Source organism: Pseudomonas sp. A-RE-19 (assembly GCF_019956555.1).
In the GTDB taxonomy this organism is placed as follows: domain Bacteria; phylum Pseudomonadota; class Gammaproteobacteria; order Pseudomonadales; family Pseudomonadaceae; genus Aquipseudomonas.
In genome coordinates, this window is record NZ_JAHBDQ010000022.1 from 213,575 (window position 1) to 229,128 (window position 15,554).

The 15,554-nt window shown below is 58.5% G+C and carries 16 protein-coding genes; all 16 read right to left on the bottom strand.

Annotated elements, in window-relative coordinates:
* Nucleotides 1-5: 5 nt before the first annotated feature.
* The gene (gene fliE, locus KGB14_RS16100; protein ID WP_008072611.1) at nucleotides 6-335 is read right to left on the bottom strand and encodes a flagellar hook-basal body complex protein FliE; all 330 of its coding nucleotides are present in this window, start codon (nucleotides 333-335) and stop codon (nucleotides 6-8) included.
* Nucleotides 336-612: 277 nt separating this feature from the next.
* On the bottom strand, nucleotides 613-1,998 hold the full coding sequence (locus KGB14_RS16105) for a sigma-54-dependent transcriptional regulator (RefSeq protein ID WP_223487764.1): 1,386 nt from the start codon (nucleotides 1,996-1,998) through the stop codon (nucleotides 613-615).
* Nucleotides 1,999-2,003: 5 nt separating this feature from the next.
* Nucleotides 2,004-3,209 carry a sensor histidine kinase gene (locus KGB14_RS16110; protein ID WP_223487833.1) on the bottom strand — a complete coding sequence of 402 codons (1,206 nt, stop codon included), beginning with the start codon at nucleotides 3,207-3,209 and terminating at the stop codon, nucleotides 2,004-2,006.
* Nucleotides 3,210-3,337: 128 nt separating this feature from the next.
* Complete coding sequence (locus KGB14_RS16115; protein WP_007894189.1) at nucleotides 3,338-4,813, bottom strand: sigma-54 dependent transcriptional regulator; 1,476 nt, start codon at nucleotides 4,811-4,813, stop codon at nucleotides 3,338-3,340.
* A gap of 168 nt (nucleotides 4,814-4,981) precedes the next feature.
* Entirely contained in the window at nucleotides 4,982-5,278 is a 297-nt protein-coding gene (locus tag KGB14_RS16120; RefSeq protein ID WP_223487765.1) for a flagellar protein FliT, read from the bottom strand.
* Between the two features lie 10 nt (nucleotides 5,279-5,288).
* Nucleotides 5,289-5,684 carry a flagellar export chaperone FliS gene (gene fliS, locus KGB14_RS16125; RefSeq protein WP_223487766.1) on the bottom strand — a complete coding sequence of 132 codons (396 nt, stop codon included), beginning with the start codon at nucleotides 5,682-5,684 and terminating at the stop codon, nucleotides 5,289-5,291.
* Nucleotides 5,685-5,810: 126 nt separating this feature from the next.
* Nucleotides 5,811-7,247: a flagellar filament capping protein FliD gene (fliD, locus tag KGB14_RS16130; RefSeq protein WP_223487767.1), complete on the bottom strand. Its 1,437-nt coding sequence runs from the start codon at nucleotides 7,245-7,247 to the stop codon at nucleotides 5,811-5,813.
* A gap of 82 nt (nucleotides 7,248-7,329) precedes the next feature.
* On the bottom strand, nucleotides 7,330-7,695 hold the full coding sequence (locus KGB14_RS16135; RefSeq protein ID WP_028939988.1) for a flagellar protein FlaG: 366 nt from the start codon (nucleotides 7,693-7,695) through the stop codon (nucleotides 7,330-7,332).
* Nucleotides 7,696-7,766: 71 nt separating this feature from the next.
* On the bottom strand, nucleotides 7,767-8,618 hold the full coding sequence (locus tag KGB14_RS16140; protein ID WP_223487768.1) for a flagellin domain-containing protein: 852 nt from the start codon (nucleotides 8,616-8,618) through the stop codon (nucleotides 7,767-7,769).
* A 253-nt stretch (nucleotides 8,619-8,871) separates the two neighbouring features.
* A complete protein-coding gene (locus tag KGB14_RS16145) occupies nucleotides 8,872-9,141 on the bottom strand; it encodes a hypothetical protein (protein WP_223487769.1) in 270 nt (89 codons plus the stop codon).
* Nucleotides 9,138-10,430 carry a motility associated factor glycosyltransferase family protein gene (locus KGB14_RS16150; RefSeq protein ID WP_223487770.1) on the bottom strand — a complete coding sequence of 431 codons (1,293 nt, stop codon included), beginning with the start codon at nucleotides 10,428-10,430 and terminating at the stop codon, nucleotides 9,138-9,140. Before KGB14_RS16150 ends, KGB14_RS16145 begins: the two co-directional genes overlap by 4 nt.
* Nucleotides 10,431-10,527: 97 nt before the next feature.
* A complete protein-coding gene (locus tag KGB14_RS16155) occupies nucleotides 10,528-11,454 on the bottom strand; it encodes a ketoacyl-ACP synthase III (protein WP_223487771.1) in 927 nt (308 codons plus the stop codon).
* 229 nt (nucleotides 11,455-11,683) lie between these two features.
* Entirely contained in the window at nucleotides 11,684-12,736 is a 1,053-nt protein-coding gene (gene pseI / locus KGB14_RS16160; RefSeq protein ID WP_223487772.1) for a pseudaminic acid synthase, read from the bottom strand.
* Complete coding sequence (pseG, locus tag KGB14_RS16165; protein ID WP_223487773.1) at nucleotides 12,733-14,232, bottom strand: UDP-2,4-diacetamido-2,4,6-trideoxy-beta-L-altropyranose hydrolase; 1,500 nt, start codon at nucleotides 14,230-14,232, stop codon at nucleotides 12,733-12,735. Before pseG ends, pseI begins: the two co-directional genes overlap by 4 nt.
* Nucleotides 14,229-14,936, bottom strand: coding sequence for a pseudaminic acid cytidylyltransferase (gene pseF, locus KGB14_RS16170; RefSeq protein WP_223487774.1), 708 nt, complete (start codon nucleotides 14,934-14,936; stop codon nucleotides 14,229-14,231). Before pseF ends, pseG begins: the two co-directional genes overlap by 4 nt.
* Nucleotides 14,933-15,553 (bottom strand): pseudaminic acid biosynthesis-associated methylase, encoded by a 621-nt coding sequence (locus KGB14_RS16175; protein ID WP_223487775.1) that lies wholly within the window; start codon nucleotides 15,551-15,553, stop codon nucleotides 14,933-14,935. The genes pseF and KGB14_RS16175 overlap by 4 nt, the downstream gene beginning before the upstream one ends.
* Nucleotide 15,554: the final 1 nt, after the last annotated feature.

Sequence of the window (15,554 nt, forward strand, 5' to 3'; positions counted from 1 at the left end):
CGTCCTTAAACCGGCATCTGCATGATGTCTTGGTAAGCCTGAACCAGCTTGTTACGCACTTGGGTCAGCGCCTGAAAAGACACGCTGGCCTTCTGTGAGGAAATCATCACGTCCGTCAGGTCGACGCCGCTTTTACCGATCTCGAAGGCACTGGCCAACTGATTGGACGCCTGCTGGGTGTCGTTCACTTTATTGACGGCCTGACCGAGCATGTCGGAAAAGCTGCTGCCACCCAATTCAGGGACTGCGGCAGTCGATTTCGGCGCAGACATCGCATCCATTTGCATGGAGCGCATGTCCAGCATCAACCGATTGAATTCAATACCTTGGCTCATGGTTTCTCTCTTTGACGAAGCTACGTCTTTGGCTACCCGCAATTTTTTGACACTCACTCGGCGGGTAGTGAGGTGTTAGCAACAAGGGTGCCAGCTCCGTGGCCGCTCTAAACAAAAGCCCTCCGGGCCTTGCATTAACCGTGAATCACCGCAAAACCATTGTGGGAGCGAGCCTGCTCGCGAAGAGGGGGTGTCAGTCGACATTTATGTACCTGTCACTCCGCCTTCGCGAGCAGGCTCGCTCCCACATTTGGATCGGTGTTGCTGCCGTCAACTTTCAGCTGGCGAACAAGTACGCTTCCACATCCATTCCGGCGTCGCGCATTTGCGCCAGCTTGTAGCGCAAGGTGCGCGGGCTGATGCCCAGTCGCTCGGCGGCTTCTTTGCGACGGCCGCGTTCGGAACGCAAGGTATCGATGATCATCTGGAATTCACGGCGCCGCAGATCATCACCGAGGGCGCCCGCCGATTCGGCTTCGACGTCCACGGCACGTGCGGGCGTCGGCGCCAATGTCGGCAACGGCGCACACGCCACAGGCCCGGACAGGCAAAAATCCTGCGGCTGGATCAAACCGCCCTGCTGCAGAATCAAGGCACGCTGAATCGCGTTATCCAGTTCACGCACGTTACCCGGCCACGGATAACCAATCAGGCACGCCTGCGCCTCAGGCGAGAGCTTCGCCGCCGCATGCTTCATTTTATTGACGTGTTTGATCAGCAGTCGCTCGGCCAGCGGCAGTATGTCGGCGGTGCGCTCGCGCAACGGACGCCAGGCCAGCGGGAACACCGACAGACGATAGTAAAGATCTTCGCGAAAACGCCCCGCCGCCACCTCACCGGCCAGGTCACGGTTGGTGGTGGCGACCACTCGAATGTCCAGCGTGATCGGCTTGCGGGCGCCGACTCGCTCGACCTCGCGCTCCTGCAATACGCGCAGCAACTTGGCCTGAAGGCCGAGGGGCATTTCGGAGATTTCGTCGAGCAGGATCGTCCCGCCATCGGCCTGTTCGAACTTGCCGGCCTGCGCCGCGATGGCCCCCGTGAACGAACCTTTTTCGTGACCGAACAAGGTGGCTTCGAGCATGTTGTCCGGGATCGCTGCACAGTTGATCGCAATGAACGGCTGACTGGCACGATGGGAGTGCTGATGGATGTAACGCGCCAGCACTTCCTTACCGGTCCCGGACTCACCGGAGATCAACACCGTGGAATCACTGCGCGCCACCCGAGCGGCCAGTTCCAGCAATTGCGCACTGGCCGGCTCGAGCGCCACTGGCCCCTCACCCTCGGTCGCACCGAGATTGCCCAGTGCGTGACGCGCCACCAGATCGAGCAAGGCCTTGGGCTCGAACGGCTTGACCAGATAATCCGCCGCCCCCTGACGCATGGCGTCGACCGCCCGCTCGACAGCGCCGTGAGCGGTCATCAGCAACACCGGCAGTTGCGGCTGACGAGCCCGCAGCAACCCAAGCAGTTGGTGGCCGTCCATGCCCGGCATGTTGACGTCGCTGAGCACCAGATTGAACGCCTCGGCGCCGACAGCCTCCAGCGCTTCTTCCGCCGAACCGACAGCCCGGTAATCGTGCCCGGCAAGCAGCAGCGTATCGGCCAATGCCTCCCGTAGCGCGCGGTCATCCTCGACCAGTAAAACCTTGATCGCCATGTCGTTCACTTCGCTCCCCGAGCGCTGCGCTGTTCACCCGAAAAAAGCGGCAGGATCACCTGCGCACAAGTGCCGCGACCCGGCCGCGAGCGCAACTGCAATTCTCCCTGATGAGCACGGGCCACTGCCTTGACCACGGTCAGGCCCAGGCCGGTGCCGGTGGTTTTGGTGGTGAAAAACGGCTCACCCAGACGCGCCAGCACCTTCGTCTCGATGCCACTGCCGCTGTCGCTGACCGATACACGCAAGTTGTTGTCACGGGTGTAGAGATGAACTTTCAAACGTACATCGCCAGCACTGGCCTGGATGGCATTCTCGATCAGATTCAGAATGGCCCCGACCAACGTGTCGCGATTGCACAGCAACTCACCAGCATGACTGTCGCACTGCCAGCGAATCGGCAGGTCCTGAACGTGGGTCAGTGCGGCCGCCTGCAGCGACTGCATCAGCATCTTGGGGGTCACGCGATCAGTCAACGGCAGCTCGCCGCGAGCGAACACCAGCATGTCGCGAACCTGGTGTTCCAGCTCATGCAAACGCTCCTTCAGGCGGCTGGCAAAACGCTGCTGCGTGGCGACCGGCAACGCCTGCTCAGTCAAATGACTGGCGTAGAGCAACGCAGCGGACAACGGTGTGCGAATCTGATGAGCCAACGACGCAACCATACGACCCAGAGACGACAGGCGCTCGTGGCGAGCCAGTTGATCTTGCAGATGACGGGTTTCAGTCAGGTCGTTGAGCAGCACCAACTGACCGGGCTCGGCATCCAGCGAGCGCGTGGCGATCGACAGACGCCGACCGTCCTTGAGAGAGATTTCGTGACCGTCGTCTTCACGCGGAGCAAAGCATCGAGCAATCACATGACGCCACAGTTCGCCTTCGAGGGGCAGGCCGAGCAATTCACTCGCGGCGGGATTGGCTTCGCGCACGATGCCCTGGGCGTCGATGACGATGACGCCGCCAGGCAATAGATCGAGGAGGTTTTGCAGACGGTTGGCCAGGCGTTCTTTTTCCGCCAGCTCCTGCATGCGCTGAGCACTGACCACCGCCAGCTCGCCCTTGAGCTCGGTGACCCGGGCCTCGAGCATGCTGTAGGAATCGGTCAACTGGCTCGACATCTGATTGAACAGCGCAAACGCCTGCTCAAGGCCAAGCCGGCTTGCCTGCTCTACGGACGACGGTTGCCCCGAAACATCAGGGACAGGAGACATCTGGGCGGCTTGGGGCATTGTGCTCTCTCGCGTGGTTGACCGTCAGTTAAACGGAACGTTGCGAGGGATGTAGCAATACCCGTGCCTAAAAAAAACCGCTTATAAATGAAGGAGTTGAAAAACAGGCGTCAATCATCCGCCTGTTCATCACCATCACGACGGCTCATGCCGTACTTGCGCATCTTCTCCACCAGCGTGGTGCGACGAATCCGCAGCCGTTCGGCCGCTCGCGCCACGATGCCATTGGCATCATCCAGCGCCTGCTGGATCAGCCCTTGTTCCAGGCCGCCGAGGTAGTCCTTCAGGTCCAAGCCTTCCGGCGGCAGCAGGGCATTGGCGGTGAAGTCCGGGGTATGACCGTTGATGGCCACCCGCTCTTCAAGATCGCTGCGCAGGCTGTCGACCAACTGCTCGTCTTCGTCGTCGACGTAGCGGAATTTCTTCGGCAACTCGACCACGCCGATTACCCCGTACGGGTGCATGATCGCCATGCGCTCCACCAGGTTGGCCAGCTCGCGAACGTTGCCCGGCCAGCCGTGACGGCACAACGACATGATCGCCGCCGAGTTGAAACGGATCGAACCGCGCTTCTCGTGCTCCATGCGCGAGATCAACTCGTTCATCAGCAGCGGGATGTCTTCGACGCGTTCGCGCAACGGCGCCATCTCGATCGGGAACACGTTCAGGCGATAGTAAAGGTCTTCGCGGAAGGTGCCGATCTCGATCATGCTTTCGAGATTCTTGTGGGTCGCCGCGATGATCCGCACATCGACGCTTTGGGTCTTGTTGCTGCCCACGCGCTCGAAGGTGCGCTCCTGCAAGACGCGCAGCAGCTTGACCTGCATCGGCAGCGGCATGTCGCCGATTTCGTCGAGGAACAGGGTACCGCCATTGGCCAGCTCGAAACGCCCGGCACGGCTGGTGATCGCTCCGGTGAAGGCGCCCTTCTCGTGGCCGAACAATTCACTTTCCAGCAATTCGGCAGGAATCGCGCCGCAGTTGACCGGCACGAACGGCGCGTCACGACGCTTGGAGTGGTAGTGCAGGTTGCGCGCAACCACTTCCTTGCCGGTCCCGGACTCGCCGAGGATCAGCACGCTGGCGTCGGTGTCGGCGACTTGCTGCATCATCTGACGGACGTGTTGAATCGCCCGGCTGGTGCCGACAAGGCTGCGGAAAAGATTCGGTTCACGGTGACGACCACGCTCACGGGCCTGGTCATACATCTCGCGATAGACCTGGGCACGGTGCAGCGAATCGAGCAATTTGCTGTAGCTGGGTGGCATTTCGAGGGTCGAAAGCACTCGGCGACGCTGGTCTTCCGGCAAGTCAATGGAAGAATTATCGCCCATTAACAAAACTGGAAGGAACTCATCCCAGGTTGAGAGTGTCTTTAACAAGCCCAAAAGTGCACCAGGAGCATTTACCGTCCCGATGAGGACACAGATTACTTCACGACTTGATGACAAAGAGCCGACCGCCTGCTGCCAGTCATGGCTGCCACAGGGTAAATTTTCTTCGCCAAGAAAATTTAAAATCACCGCCAAATCGCGGCGACGGACGCTATCGTCATCAATCAGCAGAATTTTGGTTTCACGCCACATGCAATAGCAACTTCCCTAGTCAACTCAATGCCCAAAATGAGGGGCAAGCTAGACGCTTGCAGACACGTTATGCCTGTAGACGCCTGAAATCTGGAACCAGCCACTAGTTAAGTCAAAAAACCGTGCACAGTCAAATTTATGGCGCACTATGTTTGGATTAACTGGGGGTTAACCAAACAGATGGTAAACCTTTGCCGCGCTCTGCGCTTGGTGGATCTGCGACATCTCGTCGACTATCGCCTGGCGCTCCCCTGTCGCCGCCTCCAGAAGCTGTTTATACACTCCCAGCAACTCCTCAAGGTTGTCGCGCAACGCGACCTCGTCCACCGAAGCTTCACTCAAGACGTCTTCCATGCAGGAACGGCAAGCCAGGTCCAATTCACCAATGGCTTCCCAGTTGCGCTCGGCCAATGCACCGACGAGGGCATCGCGGGTTTGTTCGATTCGCTGCAAGACAAGACTCATGGTGATCTCCTTAAAACTGCGGACCCGGCGCGGCAATGGCATCCCAACCGTCTTTGACCGTGCGAAGCAGGTCGGCGACTTCGTCGAGGATCTTTGGATCGGTCTTGATATTGGCTTCAGCCAGACGCTTCATCATGTAGGTGTAGAGGTTATCCAGCTCACCTACCGATTCGGCCTGGTTTTCCAGATCCAGACCTTCACGCAGACCACCGATGATGCCGATGGCCTTGCCGATCAGAACGCCTTTATTCGGAATGTCCTTACGCTCCATCGCGCCTTTGGCCTGGGCGATACGATCCAGGCCACCTTCCATCAGCATCTGCACCAAGCGATGCGGGCTGGCTTCGGAAGTTTGCGCCTGAGCGCCAATCTTCTGGTATTGGCGAAGGGCTAACATTGGATTCATGTTGTACCTCATCAGAAATCTGTGGTTCGTATAACCAGTGTATCGACGACGCGTCAAAAAACTTTAGATTCAAAAACAAAAAGCCCGGAGCGTGAAAACGCTGCCGGGCTTTTGGCACTCTGAGTGTTACGAGTTCTTTTGCTGCGCGGTCATGGCTTCGAACATCGATGTGATGTTACTGGCTGTCGCTTTCAGCTTGCCGACAAGCGTATCCATGTCGTTGTACTTTTTGGTCAGTACCGCGGTCAGAGTCTCGATTCGGCGATCCAGGGCGTCCTGGTCATTGCTCAACTTGGTCTTTGTCTTGTTCAGACTTGTTGTGCGCTGATCCAGAACACCGCCAGTATCGGTGAACGGTGCGATAGCCTTCGTCATGCGCGCCAGCAGACCATTATTGCTGCCAGCGTCGCCGACAAACATCTTCTGGACTTCACCGCCCAGCTTCTTGTCATTCATGGCGCTGGTGAACTTGGTGCTGTCGAAGTTGAGGGCACCGGTTTTTTGATCGGTGGTAATACCCAGCTGCGCCAGAACAGTCAGTTTGTCACCCGCACCGGTTTCCGCCAGCGGACCGCGTATGGACGAGAGAATCGAACGCGGCAACGCGTCGCCGGTCAATGCAGCTGAAACGGTCGGCTTGCCGTTATCGTCGAGCGAAGGCTTGGTCAATGCCGTGATGCCGTTGGCCAGAGCGTTGTAAGCATCGACGAACTTCTGGATCGAAGCTTTCAGACCATCATTGTTGCTGGCCACAGTGACGGTCGAAGTACCGGCCGCCACCAAGTTTAAGGTTAGCCCGGAAACAGCCTTGTCTACTGTATTGCTCTTGCTGGTCAGCGCCATGCCATCGATGGAGAATTTAGCATCAATGGCCACAGCGCCGATCGAACCGGCCGAGGTGGCGGTCATTGCCGGGCCGCCGCTGGCGCCGACGACATTGCTGCCGTCGATAGTCAGTTCCGAAATGCCGCTGACGGAAATGTCAGAGCCCGCACCGGTCGTGGTCGAGCCAAGCACCAGACGCGAACCGAAGGAGTCGGTGACGATGTTGGCACTGATACCCGCGCTCTTGAGCGAGGTATCGGCGTTGATCGAATCGCGAACCGATTGCAGCGTCGCCCCGGCCTTGATGTCGAGGTTGTAGGTGCTGGTGCCCTGCGCGATGCTCAACGTACCCGCAGTGATCGGACTGGTCGTACCGCCGGCGAACGCTGCGCTGGTGACTTTCGAAGCCGTGGCCAGATTATCTACTTTCACGACGTAGTTGCCGTTTACCGCCGAGTTGCTGGCAGTGGCGCCGACGATCTTCACATCGGAGGAAGTGGCTGCAAAACCCGGAAATTGCGGGGTAGTCGTGCTGCCCAGATCCTTCATCGCCTGATTGAAGGCAGCCATCAACGACTTCAAGGTACCAATGCCGGAAATGCTCGCGGTGTTGGTCGCAGTCCCACGGTCGATCTGACCTTGCTTGGCGGCTTTGTCAGCGTTTACCAAGGCTTTGACGATAGCACCGGTATCAAGGCCGGAGCCTAAACCCGTGCCCGGTAGAATTGGACTTGCCATGTGGAACTCCCTTCAGTGTGTCGCCGGCCTTTTGACCACTACAACGCCCAAAAGAACATAGCAACAAAATTCGTGCCAGTTGTCAGACTTTTGCGCTGAACAACAGGCTGCTTGCATCATTCAAACTGTTCGCCAATTTAAGGACTTCTTCGTTGGGGATTTGACGAATCACCTCACCGGAGTCACTGGCAATCACCTTGACCACAACTTTGCCTGAAGGCTCATCAATCGAGAACTCCAGGTTGCGCTTGACCGACTGAACGAACTTTTCGATTTCCTGAACGGCCATCTTCAGTTTTTCCTGCTCGGTCTGCCCGCTTTTACCTTCTTCCTTGACGGCAACTACTGGCGCAGTTTCCGCTCGAGGCTTTTCCGCAGGCTTATCGGCAACAGTCGTCGCCTGCTGGGCCGCAGGATAAGACAAGTTCAGCTTCACGCTCATATCCATGTCCATCACCTCTTAAAGTAAAAAGCGAGAGAGCGCGACAAGCGCACTCCCCCGCCAAAACTCATCAGCTATTACTGAAGCAGTTTCAGTACAGCGGATGGCAGTTGGTTGGCCTGAGCCAGAACTGCGGTGGAAGCTTGTTGCAGGGTTTGTTGCTTGGTCAGCTGTGCAGTTTCAGCAGCGAAGTCGGTATCTTGTACGCGACCCAGTGCAGCACTGGCGTTTTCGTTGATGTTTTGCAGGTTGGAGATGGTGCTGGTCAGACGGTTCTGGGCAGCACCGAGGTCCGCACGGCTGGTGTTGATAGTCTTCAGTGCCAAGTCGATTGCGTTGATTGCAGCCTTGGTGCTGGCTTCTGCGGTGGTGCTGTCGGTACCGGTAACGGCGATGGTGCCAGAACCTACGCTCAAGGTAGCAGCGTCGAAGCCGCTGGCCAGAGTGATGGTGATCTGGTTGGTAGCACCAGTGTTGGAACCGACCTGGAAGGTCATGGTGCCAGCGGTGCCATCGATCAGGTTTTTGCCGTTCAGGTTGGTCGACTTGGCAATACGGGTCAGTTCGTCCGACATGGTTGCGAACTCTTTGTTCAGAGCAGCGCGGTCGTCGGTACCGTTGGAGTCGTTTCGTGCTTGAACAGCCAGTTCACGCATACGCTGCAGAATGTTGGTCGATTCTTGCATCGCGCCTTCAGCGGTCTGAGCAATCGAGATACCGTCGTTGGCGTTTTTGATCGCCATGGTCTGACCGCGGATCTGCGAAGTCATACGGGTAGCGATTTGCAGGCCGGCGGCGTCGTCTTTAGCGCTGTTGATTTTCAGGCCGGAAGACAGGCGAGTCATCGAAGTCGACAGAGCATCAGAAGCCTTGTTCAGGTTTTTCTGTACGTTCAACGATGTAACGTTAGTGTTTACTGTTAAAGCCATGACGAATTCCTCGTTGGTTGGGTACTGCGGCTTCCGGCCCTGGCAACCGCCGGGTATGGCCTAGAGAACCTTCGTAATAGTTATCGTCGGGATTGCAACTTGCTTTAGGGGATTTTCGAAAAAATTTGCCATCACGTTGCCACCCCCCGTAAACAAAGGACTTGGTCACACTCAAGCAGCGAAAAAATGACGTCAGGGAATTGCCGGCGACAGGTTGGCGAAGCCACCCCGGCGCCAACAGAAGAGAAACTGCTTAAAAGGACAGAGTGTCGGTCATCAGCCGGACCAATTCGTACTCGAGGTAATCCGCCAGGGCGAGCCAGTTTTGTGCTTCCTGGCAATCGAGCATCAGGCCGAGCAAAAACACCCATTGCTGCTGAGCATCCTTTGACGTCTGATCGAAGGACAACTGCACCGTCGAGATCAGTTCGATCATTGCCAGCCCTGCCTCCACATCACGCCCCAACCGAAACAACGCCGCACACTGCTGCGAACCGACAATAAAAGACTGCAGCTCGCTCATACCGTCAACTCCGGGTGAAACATCGCACCGGCGATCATCGCCCCCGCCCGGCTGCTGTTATAGAAACGCACCTGTGGATGACCCGCGATAAAACGCTCCAGCTCACACAAATAACTGCGGAAGTTGAGCTGCGTCTTGATCCGCTGGCCATGCCCGTCGAGCACCCAGTGTTTCGCCGCACTCAGTTGCGGGCCAAGGTCGCCATCGTTCCAGCCGGCATGGGTCTTATCGCCGGGAAAGGCAAAGTCGGCGCCGAACAGAGTGATCTGCGTTGCGCCCATCTTCACCGCAAGGTCCACCGCTGGATGAATCACGCTACCGCCCACATAAAGCTCACCCTTGGGCCATTGCTGACGCAGCTGTTGGTAGATCGGGCTGGCGGAATAACCGGTATAACGGCGGCCCTGCCAAGCCTGAAGCACCAGAGGATCGACCATAGGCATGTACGCCAGTGTTATCGCGGATGTGCCTTCGGGAGGCAGATGTCGGGCCGAGATACGCTGGTCAATGCTGACCACTACGTCCGGACGAATGCCATGATTGAGTAGTGGCCGGTAGGCAGTATCGACACAAATGAACAACGGTCGCACCGCTTGCTCGCGAATCGCCCGCAAGCGATCGAAGTGCAGCTCAAGACTCGGGCCCGTGGCAATGACGAACACTTCCTGCCCCGCACAGGAACCGAACAACTCAGCCACATCACCATCGGCCTGCACCAGCGCCAGGCTCGCCTGCAAGCGCTGGACGATGTTTGGAGACTGAGGGTCAAACTCACGGTTATTAAACGTCAGGTGGGTTTCGCTGATCAGGCGATCGCGGATCTTGGCATTAAAGTCATCGGCCAGCACCAATTCCGACGGTAATGCAAAGAACGGCAGCCGGATTTCCGCCAGATCGCCGGCATACAGCAACTCGACTCGCGGATCGCCAAGCCACGGTTGCTGATCAAGCAGTTGCAACACCAGCGCAAACACCGCGCCATTGAGGATGTGCACATACAAACGCTCAAGCCCCTCACGCGCCAGCAACTCCAGTTGCAGATCGCCAAGCCCAGTGCCGTAGACATGCACCACCGGGCTGTCGACGGGCAGGCTGTCGGCCTGAAGCCTGGCCTCGCGGGTGCGGTCATGGCGACTGGTCAACTGGATGCCGTTGATGCTCAATGTCGAACCCAGGCCCTCGACCAGATCGACCTGTAACAGGCTTGCGTCTTCAACCAGCAAACGTGCAGACAGTAATGGCCAGCGGCGCTGTATGACCTCGGCGTTGCGCTCAAAGAACTCGCTCATGGAGCCTCGCTTTTCATTCGGGCAAAAAAATAGCGCTCAAGGTTACACCTTGAACGCTTTTTTTGTGCCTGGCTTTCTTTGACTAAAGAGCCGGGATTCAAGGGCGATAGATGATCGCCGACCCCCAAGACAAACCAACACCGAAACCGCTGAGTGCCACACGCTTCCACTTGGAATCGAGCACATGTTTTTCCAGCAGCAACGGAATACTCGACGACACGGTATTACCGGTCTCGACCATGTCCTTGATGAACTTCTCAGGCTCACCCTCGAAGCGCCGCGCCACGGCATCGACAATTGCCGCACTGCCCTGGTGGATGCAGAAGGCATCGATATCGTCAGCGGTCAGGTCCGAGTCGGCGAGCAGCTCATGCAAATGCGCCGGCACTTTGAGCAGCGCGAAGTTGAAGACCTGACGGCCGTTCATGAAGAACACGCCGTCGGTGACCTTCAGGTGTGGCGCGCCGGAACCGTCGGTGCCGAACTTGGCCTTGCCCAACTGCCATGGTGCGTCTTCGCCCATCCAGGTGGCGGTGGCGGCATCGCCGAAGAGCATGGTGGTGTTGCGGTCTTCCGGGTCGACGATCTTGGAGTACGGATCGGCGGTCACCAGCAAGCCATTCTTCAGGCCTGCGGCCTCCATGAAGCCCTTGATGGCATAGATGCCGTAGACATAACCGGAGCAGCCCAGGGAAATGTCGAACGCAGCCACGGTCGTCGGCAGGCCCAGTTTGTCCTGAACGATGGCGGCGGTGTGAGGCAAGCCTTCTTCGTCACCGTTCTGGGTAACGACGATTAGTACGTCGATGGCTTCACGCTTCAATTCGGGATTGTTGGCGAACAGCGCGTTGACTGCTTCGACACACAGGTCCGAAGTTTCTTGCCCGGCGTCTTTGCGCGGCAGGAAGGCTGAACCGATCTTGCCCAGGATGAACTCTTCATCCTTTTCGAATTTTGCACCTTGTGCGTAATTGTCCACGCCGGCTACAGGAACGTAGCTCGCAATGCTCTTTATGCCAATCATTACGGCTTCCCAATAATAAACAGCCCAATACCACCGCTCGCAATGATTCGAGGGGCGCCGACAAACAACGAATAACGTCGCCCTCAAGGGGCTGACAGCGGGAAGAATAAAAGGCCATCACTGGGCTAAACACAGTCCAGGCGCCATCTCCCCTTTTTATACAATACAGTGAAGATGCGCGTTATGACTCGCAGGTCACGCTATTTTGCCGAATCAGCCCCACAAGCGGTTATTCGACCAACGACCAGTCCAGCGGGGTTCCGCGCTTGATGGGCAGGCGGGCGCGGCGGCCCAGAAGGGTTTCAGCGTGTTTGGGGGCGAGCCCCAGGCCAGGCCGGATGGCCCGCAGATTGGCGACAGAGAAAGGCTCCCCGGCGGCCATGTCCTGAGTGACGTACAGCGAACGGCGGTAGACCAGGGACTTGCGCTCGGCCTCGGTCACGCCGTAATGCACCTGGCCCATGGCCTGCCAGGCACGTTCGGTTTCGATCACCAGGCTGGCGAGTTCTGCCGGTTCCAGGGAGAAACTGGCGTCCACCCCGCCTGCGGCACGGTCGAGGGTGAAGTGTTTCTCCACCACCGTCGCCCCCAGCGCTACCGCGGCGACGGACACTCCGACGCCCATCGAATGATCGGACAAACCGACTTCACAGCCAAACAACTCGCGCAGATGAGGAATCGTACGCACATTACTGTTGGCCGGCGTCGCCGGGTAAGTGCTGGTGCATTTGAGCAATACCAGGTCCTTGCAACCGGCCTCACGGGCGGCGCGCACGGTTTCATCGAGTTCGGCGATGCTGGCCATGCCGGTGGAGATGATCAGCGGCTTGCCGGTGGCAGCGACCCGCCGGATCAACGGCAGATCGGTGTTCTCGAAACTGGCGATTTTGTAGGCCGGCACGTCGAGGCTTTCGAGAAAATCCACCGCGGTGTCATCGAACGGTGTGGAGAACGCCAGCATGCCCAACTCTTTGGCCCGGGCGAAAATCGGCGCGTGCCATTCCCACGGTGTGTGGGCTTTCTCGTACAGCGCGTACAGCGAAGAACCGGCCCACAGGCTGTTGGGGTCCTTGATGAAGAACTCGCCTTCGGACAGGTCCAGGGTCATGGTCTCGGCGGTGTAGGTTTGCAGCTTCAAGGCATGCGCGCCGGCCCTGGCCGCGGCTTCGACGATTTGCAGCGCCACGTCCAGCGACTGGTTATGGTTGCCGCTCATCTCGGCAATGATGAACGGCGGCGCATCGGCACCGATCGAGCGATTGCCGATCTTGAAACTCGTCATGGATGATCCTTTAAAACGCGTGTGAACGAGCAAGCACTCTGAGTGAAACCTGCCTCGCGAAATACGTTCAGCGATGGCTGATTGGCCGGCAGCACCTGAGCGGTGATGGCTTGCAGTTGCGGCCAGTGAGCGGTGACGAAGGCTTCGCCCCGCGCCAGCAGCGACCTGCCCCAGCCCAGGCCGAATCGGCCTTCGAACAGATAAATCGAGACTTCGGCCCAAGCACCGTCGAGGTCATAACGCAGCACACCGACCGGACCATCATCCGCCTCGGCGATCAACAGCAACCGCCGCGGATTGCTCAGGCTCGCGGCCAGCCAGGCCTGATGCCGTTGCCAGTCGATGACGTGCGAATCCAGCGACCAGCGCCGAACCGCCTCAGCATTGCGCCCGCCGAACAACAGTTGCGCATCGTCCTGAGAGGCCTGGCGAACTTGCAGCACCGCCCCCGCCAGCGCCGCCGCCACCCGCTGCGCGCCACGGCCATCAACCAACTGCCGTGAGCGTTCAGCCAGACTTTGACGAAGTCCCTGATTGCCCACGACAAAACCGATGGTCTGGCGCAACTGCTCGACGCTGACGTGCTCGCGATTGCCCAGAAACACATGAGCCCCCGAGGTCGCCATGACCACGCCGTTGGCCTGCTGATTATTCGAGACCGCAATGCAGATCGTCGGCAGCCCCATGGCCGCCCGCTCCCAACTGGTGCCGCCACCGGCACCGATGAACAGATCGACCTCGGTCATCAGCCGGTAGAAGTCGCTGACAAAACTGTGCAGGCGCCAGTTCGGACGATAATCCACCAGCGCCTGCATCTGCTCCCACGCCGGATTGTCGGCCCCCGCCACGAAATCGATTTCCAGCTCATGGAAGTCCGCCAGCGCCAACATCGCATGATGGGTCTGCATGGCCGCATCGAAGCCGCCGAAATTCACCAGCACGCGCCTGGCCCGAGGTTTGATCTCGATCGCCGGGCAACAGAACTCATCGCGCAGCAGGGCAAACCGTGGGCCGAGCAGGGTCTGGCAATCGGGCGTCAGCAGGGAGACATAAGCCTCTGGGGTGCCCGACAGATTTTGATTGAGCAGCAGATCGACGCTGTATTGCCGAGTGGCCAGGTCGTCCACCGCCGCGATTCTTGGCGCCCAACGGCGCGCGGCGGTCTGCCAATGATGATCGAGACCATAGTGATCGACGATGATCCAGTCGAAAGCCGGATGACTTTCCAAGGCTTGCCCCAGCGCTGCAATGTCCGCGTGCCACGGCAGCATCGACTCGATGGCCTGCTGCGGATCTTCATCGTGATAGCGCTCCGGCAGTGCGAAGGTCTCGAAACCCTCGGCCCGCAGACTGTGCAGCCGATGCCCCGGCAACAGACGGCACGCAAAGGCAACATGCGTGCCCTGCTTGCGCAACACCCTGGCCAGGGTCAGGCAGCGGGCGATATGGCCACTGCCGATGGTCGGCGACGCGTCGGCGCGAATCAGCACTCTCATTGCAACTCACCACCCGCCTTCAAGGCGGCGTATAGGTATTCGGCGCGTTTCCAGTCTTCGAGGGTGTCGATGTCCTGCACCAGATGCCGCGGCAGAATCACCGGCAGGCTTGCCGGCGAGAACAGCACATCGCCACGCAACCAGGCTTCGCTGCGTCCCCAGTAGAACTGGCCGGCGTCTTGATAGGCGACCGGTAAATCCTGCGAGCGGGTGTTGCGAAACTCCGGATACAACGCGGTCAATGCGCCCCTATCGTCAACGGTGAGCGCGCGCTGCACTGGAAAGCCGAAATCGCACACCGAGAATGCGAAGGATTTTTCGGGATACTGCTCCAGCAGCTTCAACCCTTGATGCAGGAACCGCGCTTGCAGTAGCGGTGCGGTGGCATAGATGCAACAGGCATAGTCAAAATCCTGACCTTGTCGATGTAACTCATCCAGAGCATGCGCAATCACCGCGGCGGTGCCAGTGAAGTCATCGGCCAGGGCCGCCGGCCGCATGAACGGCACCTGCGCACCACTGGCACGGGCCAACTCGGCAATTTCTTCATCGTCGGTGCTGACCACTACGCGAGCAAACAGCCCCGAACTGATTGCCGTGTGAATCGAGCGGGCAATCATCGGCACGCCGTCGAACGGCTTGAGGTTCTTGCGTGGTATGCGTTTACTGCCACCACGGGCCGGGATGACTGCAATGCTGTTCACCCGCGTTTTTCCAGAAGGAACCAGGTGATGTCATCCACCGGGAATAGCGGGTCGCGATGATAACCGAAACCGTAATCGACCAATTGCAGGTCCTCATAACGATCAAGCATTTCACCGGCAAAATCACGCTTGAACAGCTTGCCGCTGTTACCACGATACAAAACCTCAACCGGTGCCGGATTGTAGTACTCGGCGACCAACACGTAACGATTGCTCAATTCGTACAGCTGCGCATAAGCAGCGGCCAACAGCTCCGGCGCCAGATGAATCAGCACGCCTTTACTCAGTGTAAGGTCAAAGGTGCGCTCGCGAGGAAAATCGAACAGCGAACCCTGCCAGATCTGCGCAATTCCCAGTGCCCGGGCCTGAGCGCAAGCACTGCTATTGATCTCCACGCCAAACAAGTCGCATTGAGGCAACAACTGACGTAACGCCTGCAGGTTGTTACCGGCATTGGTTCCCAGCTCGACCAGGCTCTCGATCCGCCCTACCCGTGTCAGCGCCTTGGCAAACAATGCGAGGTTGGCAGCCACCAAGGGCTGCCCCACATTGCGCTCGACATACTGGTTACCAAAGTCACCCAGCCAGAATTTTTCCTGTTCACTCAGTTCACGCATC

Coding starts and splice junctions, on each gene's coding strand:
- fliE (WP_008072611.1), bottom strand. CDS start 335: ATGAGCCAAGGTATTGAATTCAATCGGTTGATGCTGGACATGCGCTCC.
- KGB14_RS16105 (WP_223487764.1), bottom strand. CDS start 1,998: ATGGCGATCAAGGTTTTACTGGTCGAGGATGACCGCGCGCTACGGGAG.
- KGB14_RS16110 (WP_223487833.1), bottom strand. CDS start 3,209: ATGTCTCCTGTCCCTGATGTTTCGGGGCAACCGTCGTCCGTAGAGCAG.
- KGB14_RS16115 (WP_007894189.1), bottom strand. CDS start 4,813: ATGTGGCGTGAAACCAAAATTCTGCTGATTGATGACGATAGCGTCCGT.
- KGB14_RS16120 (WP_223487765.1), bottom strand. CDS start 5,278: ATGAGTCTTGTCTTGCAGCGAATCGAACAAACCCGCGATGCCCTCGTC.
- fliS (WP_223487766.1), bottom strand. CDS start 5,684: ATGAATCCAATGTTAGCCCTTCGCCAATACCAGAAGATTGGCGCTCAG.
- fliD (WP_223487767.1), bottom strand. CDS start 7,247: ATGGCAAGTCCAATTCTACCGGGCACGGGTTTAGGCTCCGGCCTTGAT.
- KGB14_RS16135 (WP_028939988.1), bottom strand. CDS start 7,695: ATGGATATGAGCGTGAAGCTGAACTTGTCTTATCCTGCGGCCCAGCAG.
- KGB14_RS16140 (WP_223487768.1), bottom strand. CDS start 8,618: ATGGCTTTAACAGTAAACACTAACGTTACATCGTTGAACGTACAGAAA.
- KGB14_RS16145 (WP_223487769.1), bottom strand. CDS start 9,141: ATGAGCGAGCTGCAGTCTTTTATTGTCGGTTCGCAGCAGTGTGCGGCG.
- KGB14_RS16150 (WP_223487770.1), bottom strand. CDS start 10,430: ATGAGCGAGTTCTTTGAGCGCAACGCCGAGGTCATACAGCGCCGCTGG.
- KGB14_RS16155 (WP_223487771.1), bottom strand. CDS start 11,454: ATGATTGGCATAAAGAGCATTGCGAGCTACGTTCCTGTAGCCGGCGTG.
- pseI (WP_223487772.1), bottom strand. CDS start 12,736: ATGACGAGTTTCAAGATCGGCAATCGCTCGATCGGTGCCGATGCGCCG.
- pseG (WP_223487773.1), bottom strand. CDS start 14,232: ATGAGAGTGCTGATTCGCGCCGACGCGTCGCCGACCATCGGCAGTGGC.
- KGB14_RS16175 (WP_223487775.1), bottom strand. CDS start 15,553: ATGCGTGAACTGAGTGAACAGGAAAAATTCTGGCTGGGTGACTTTGGT.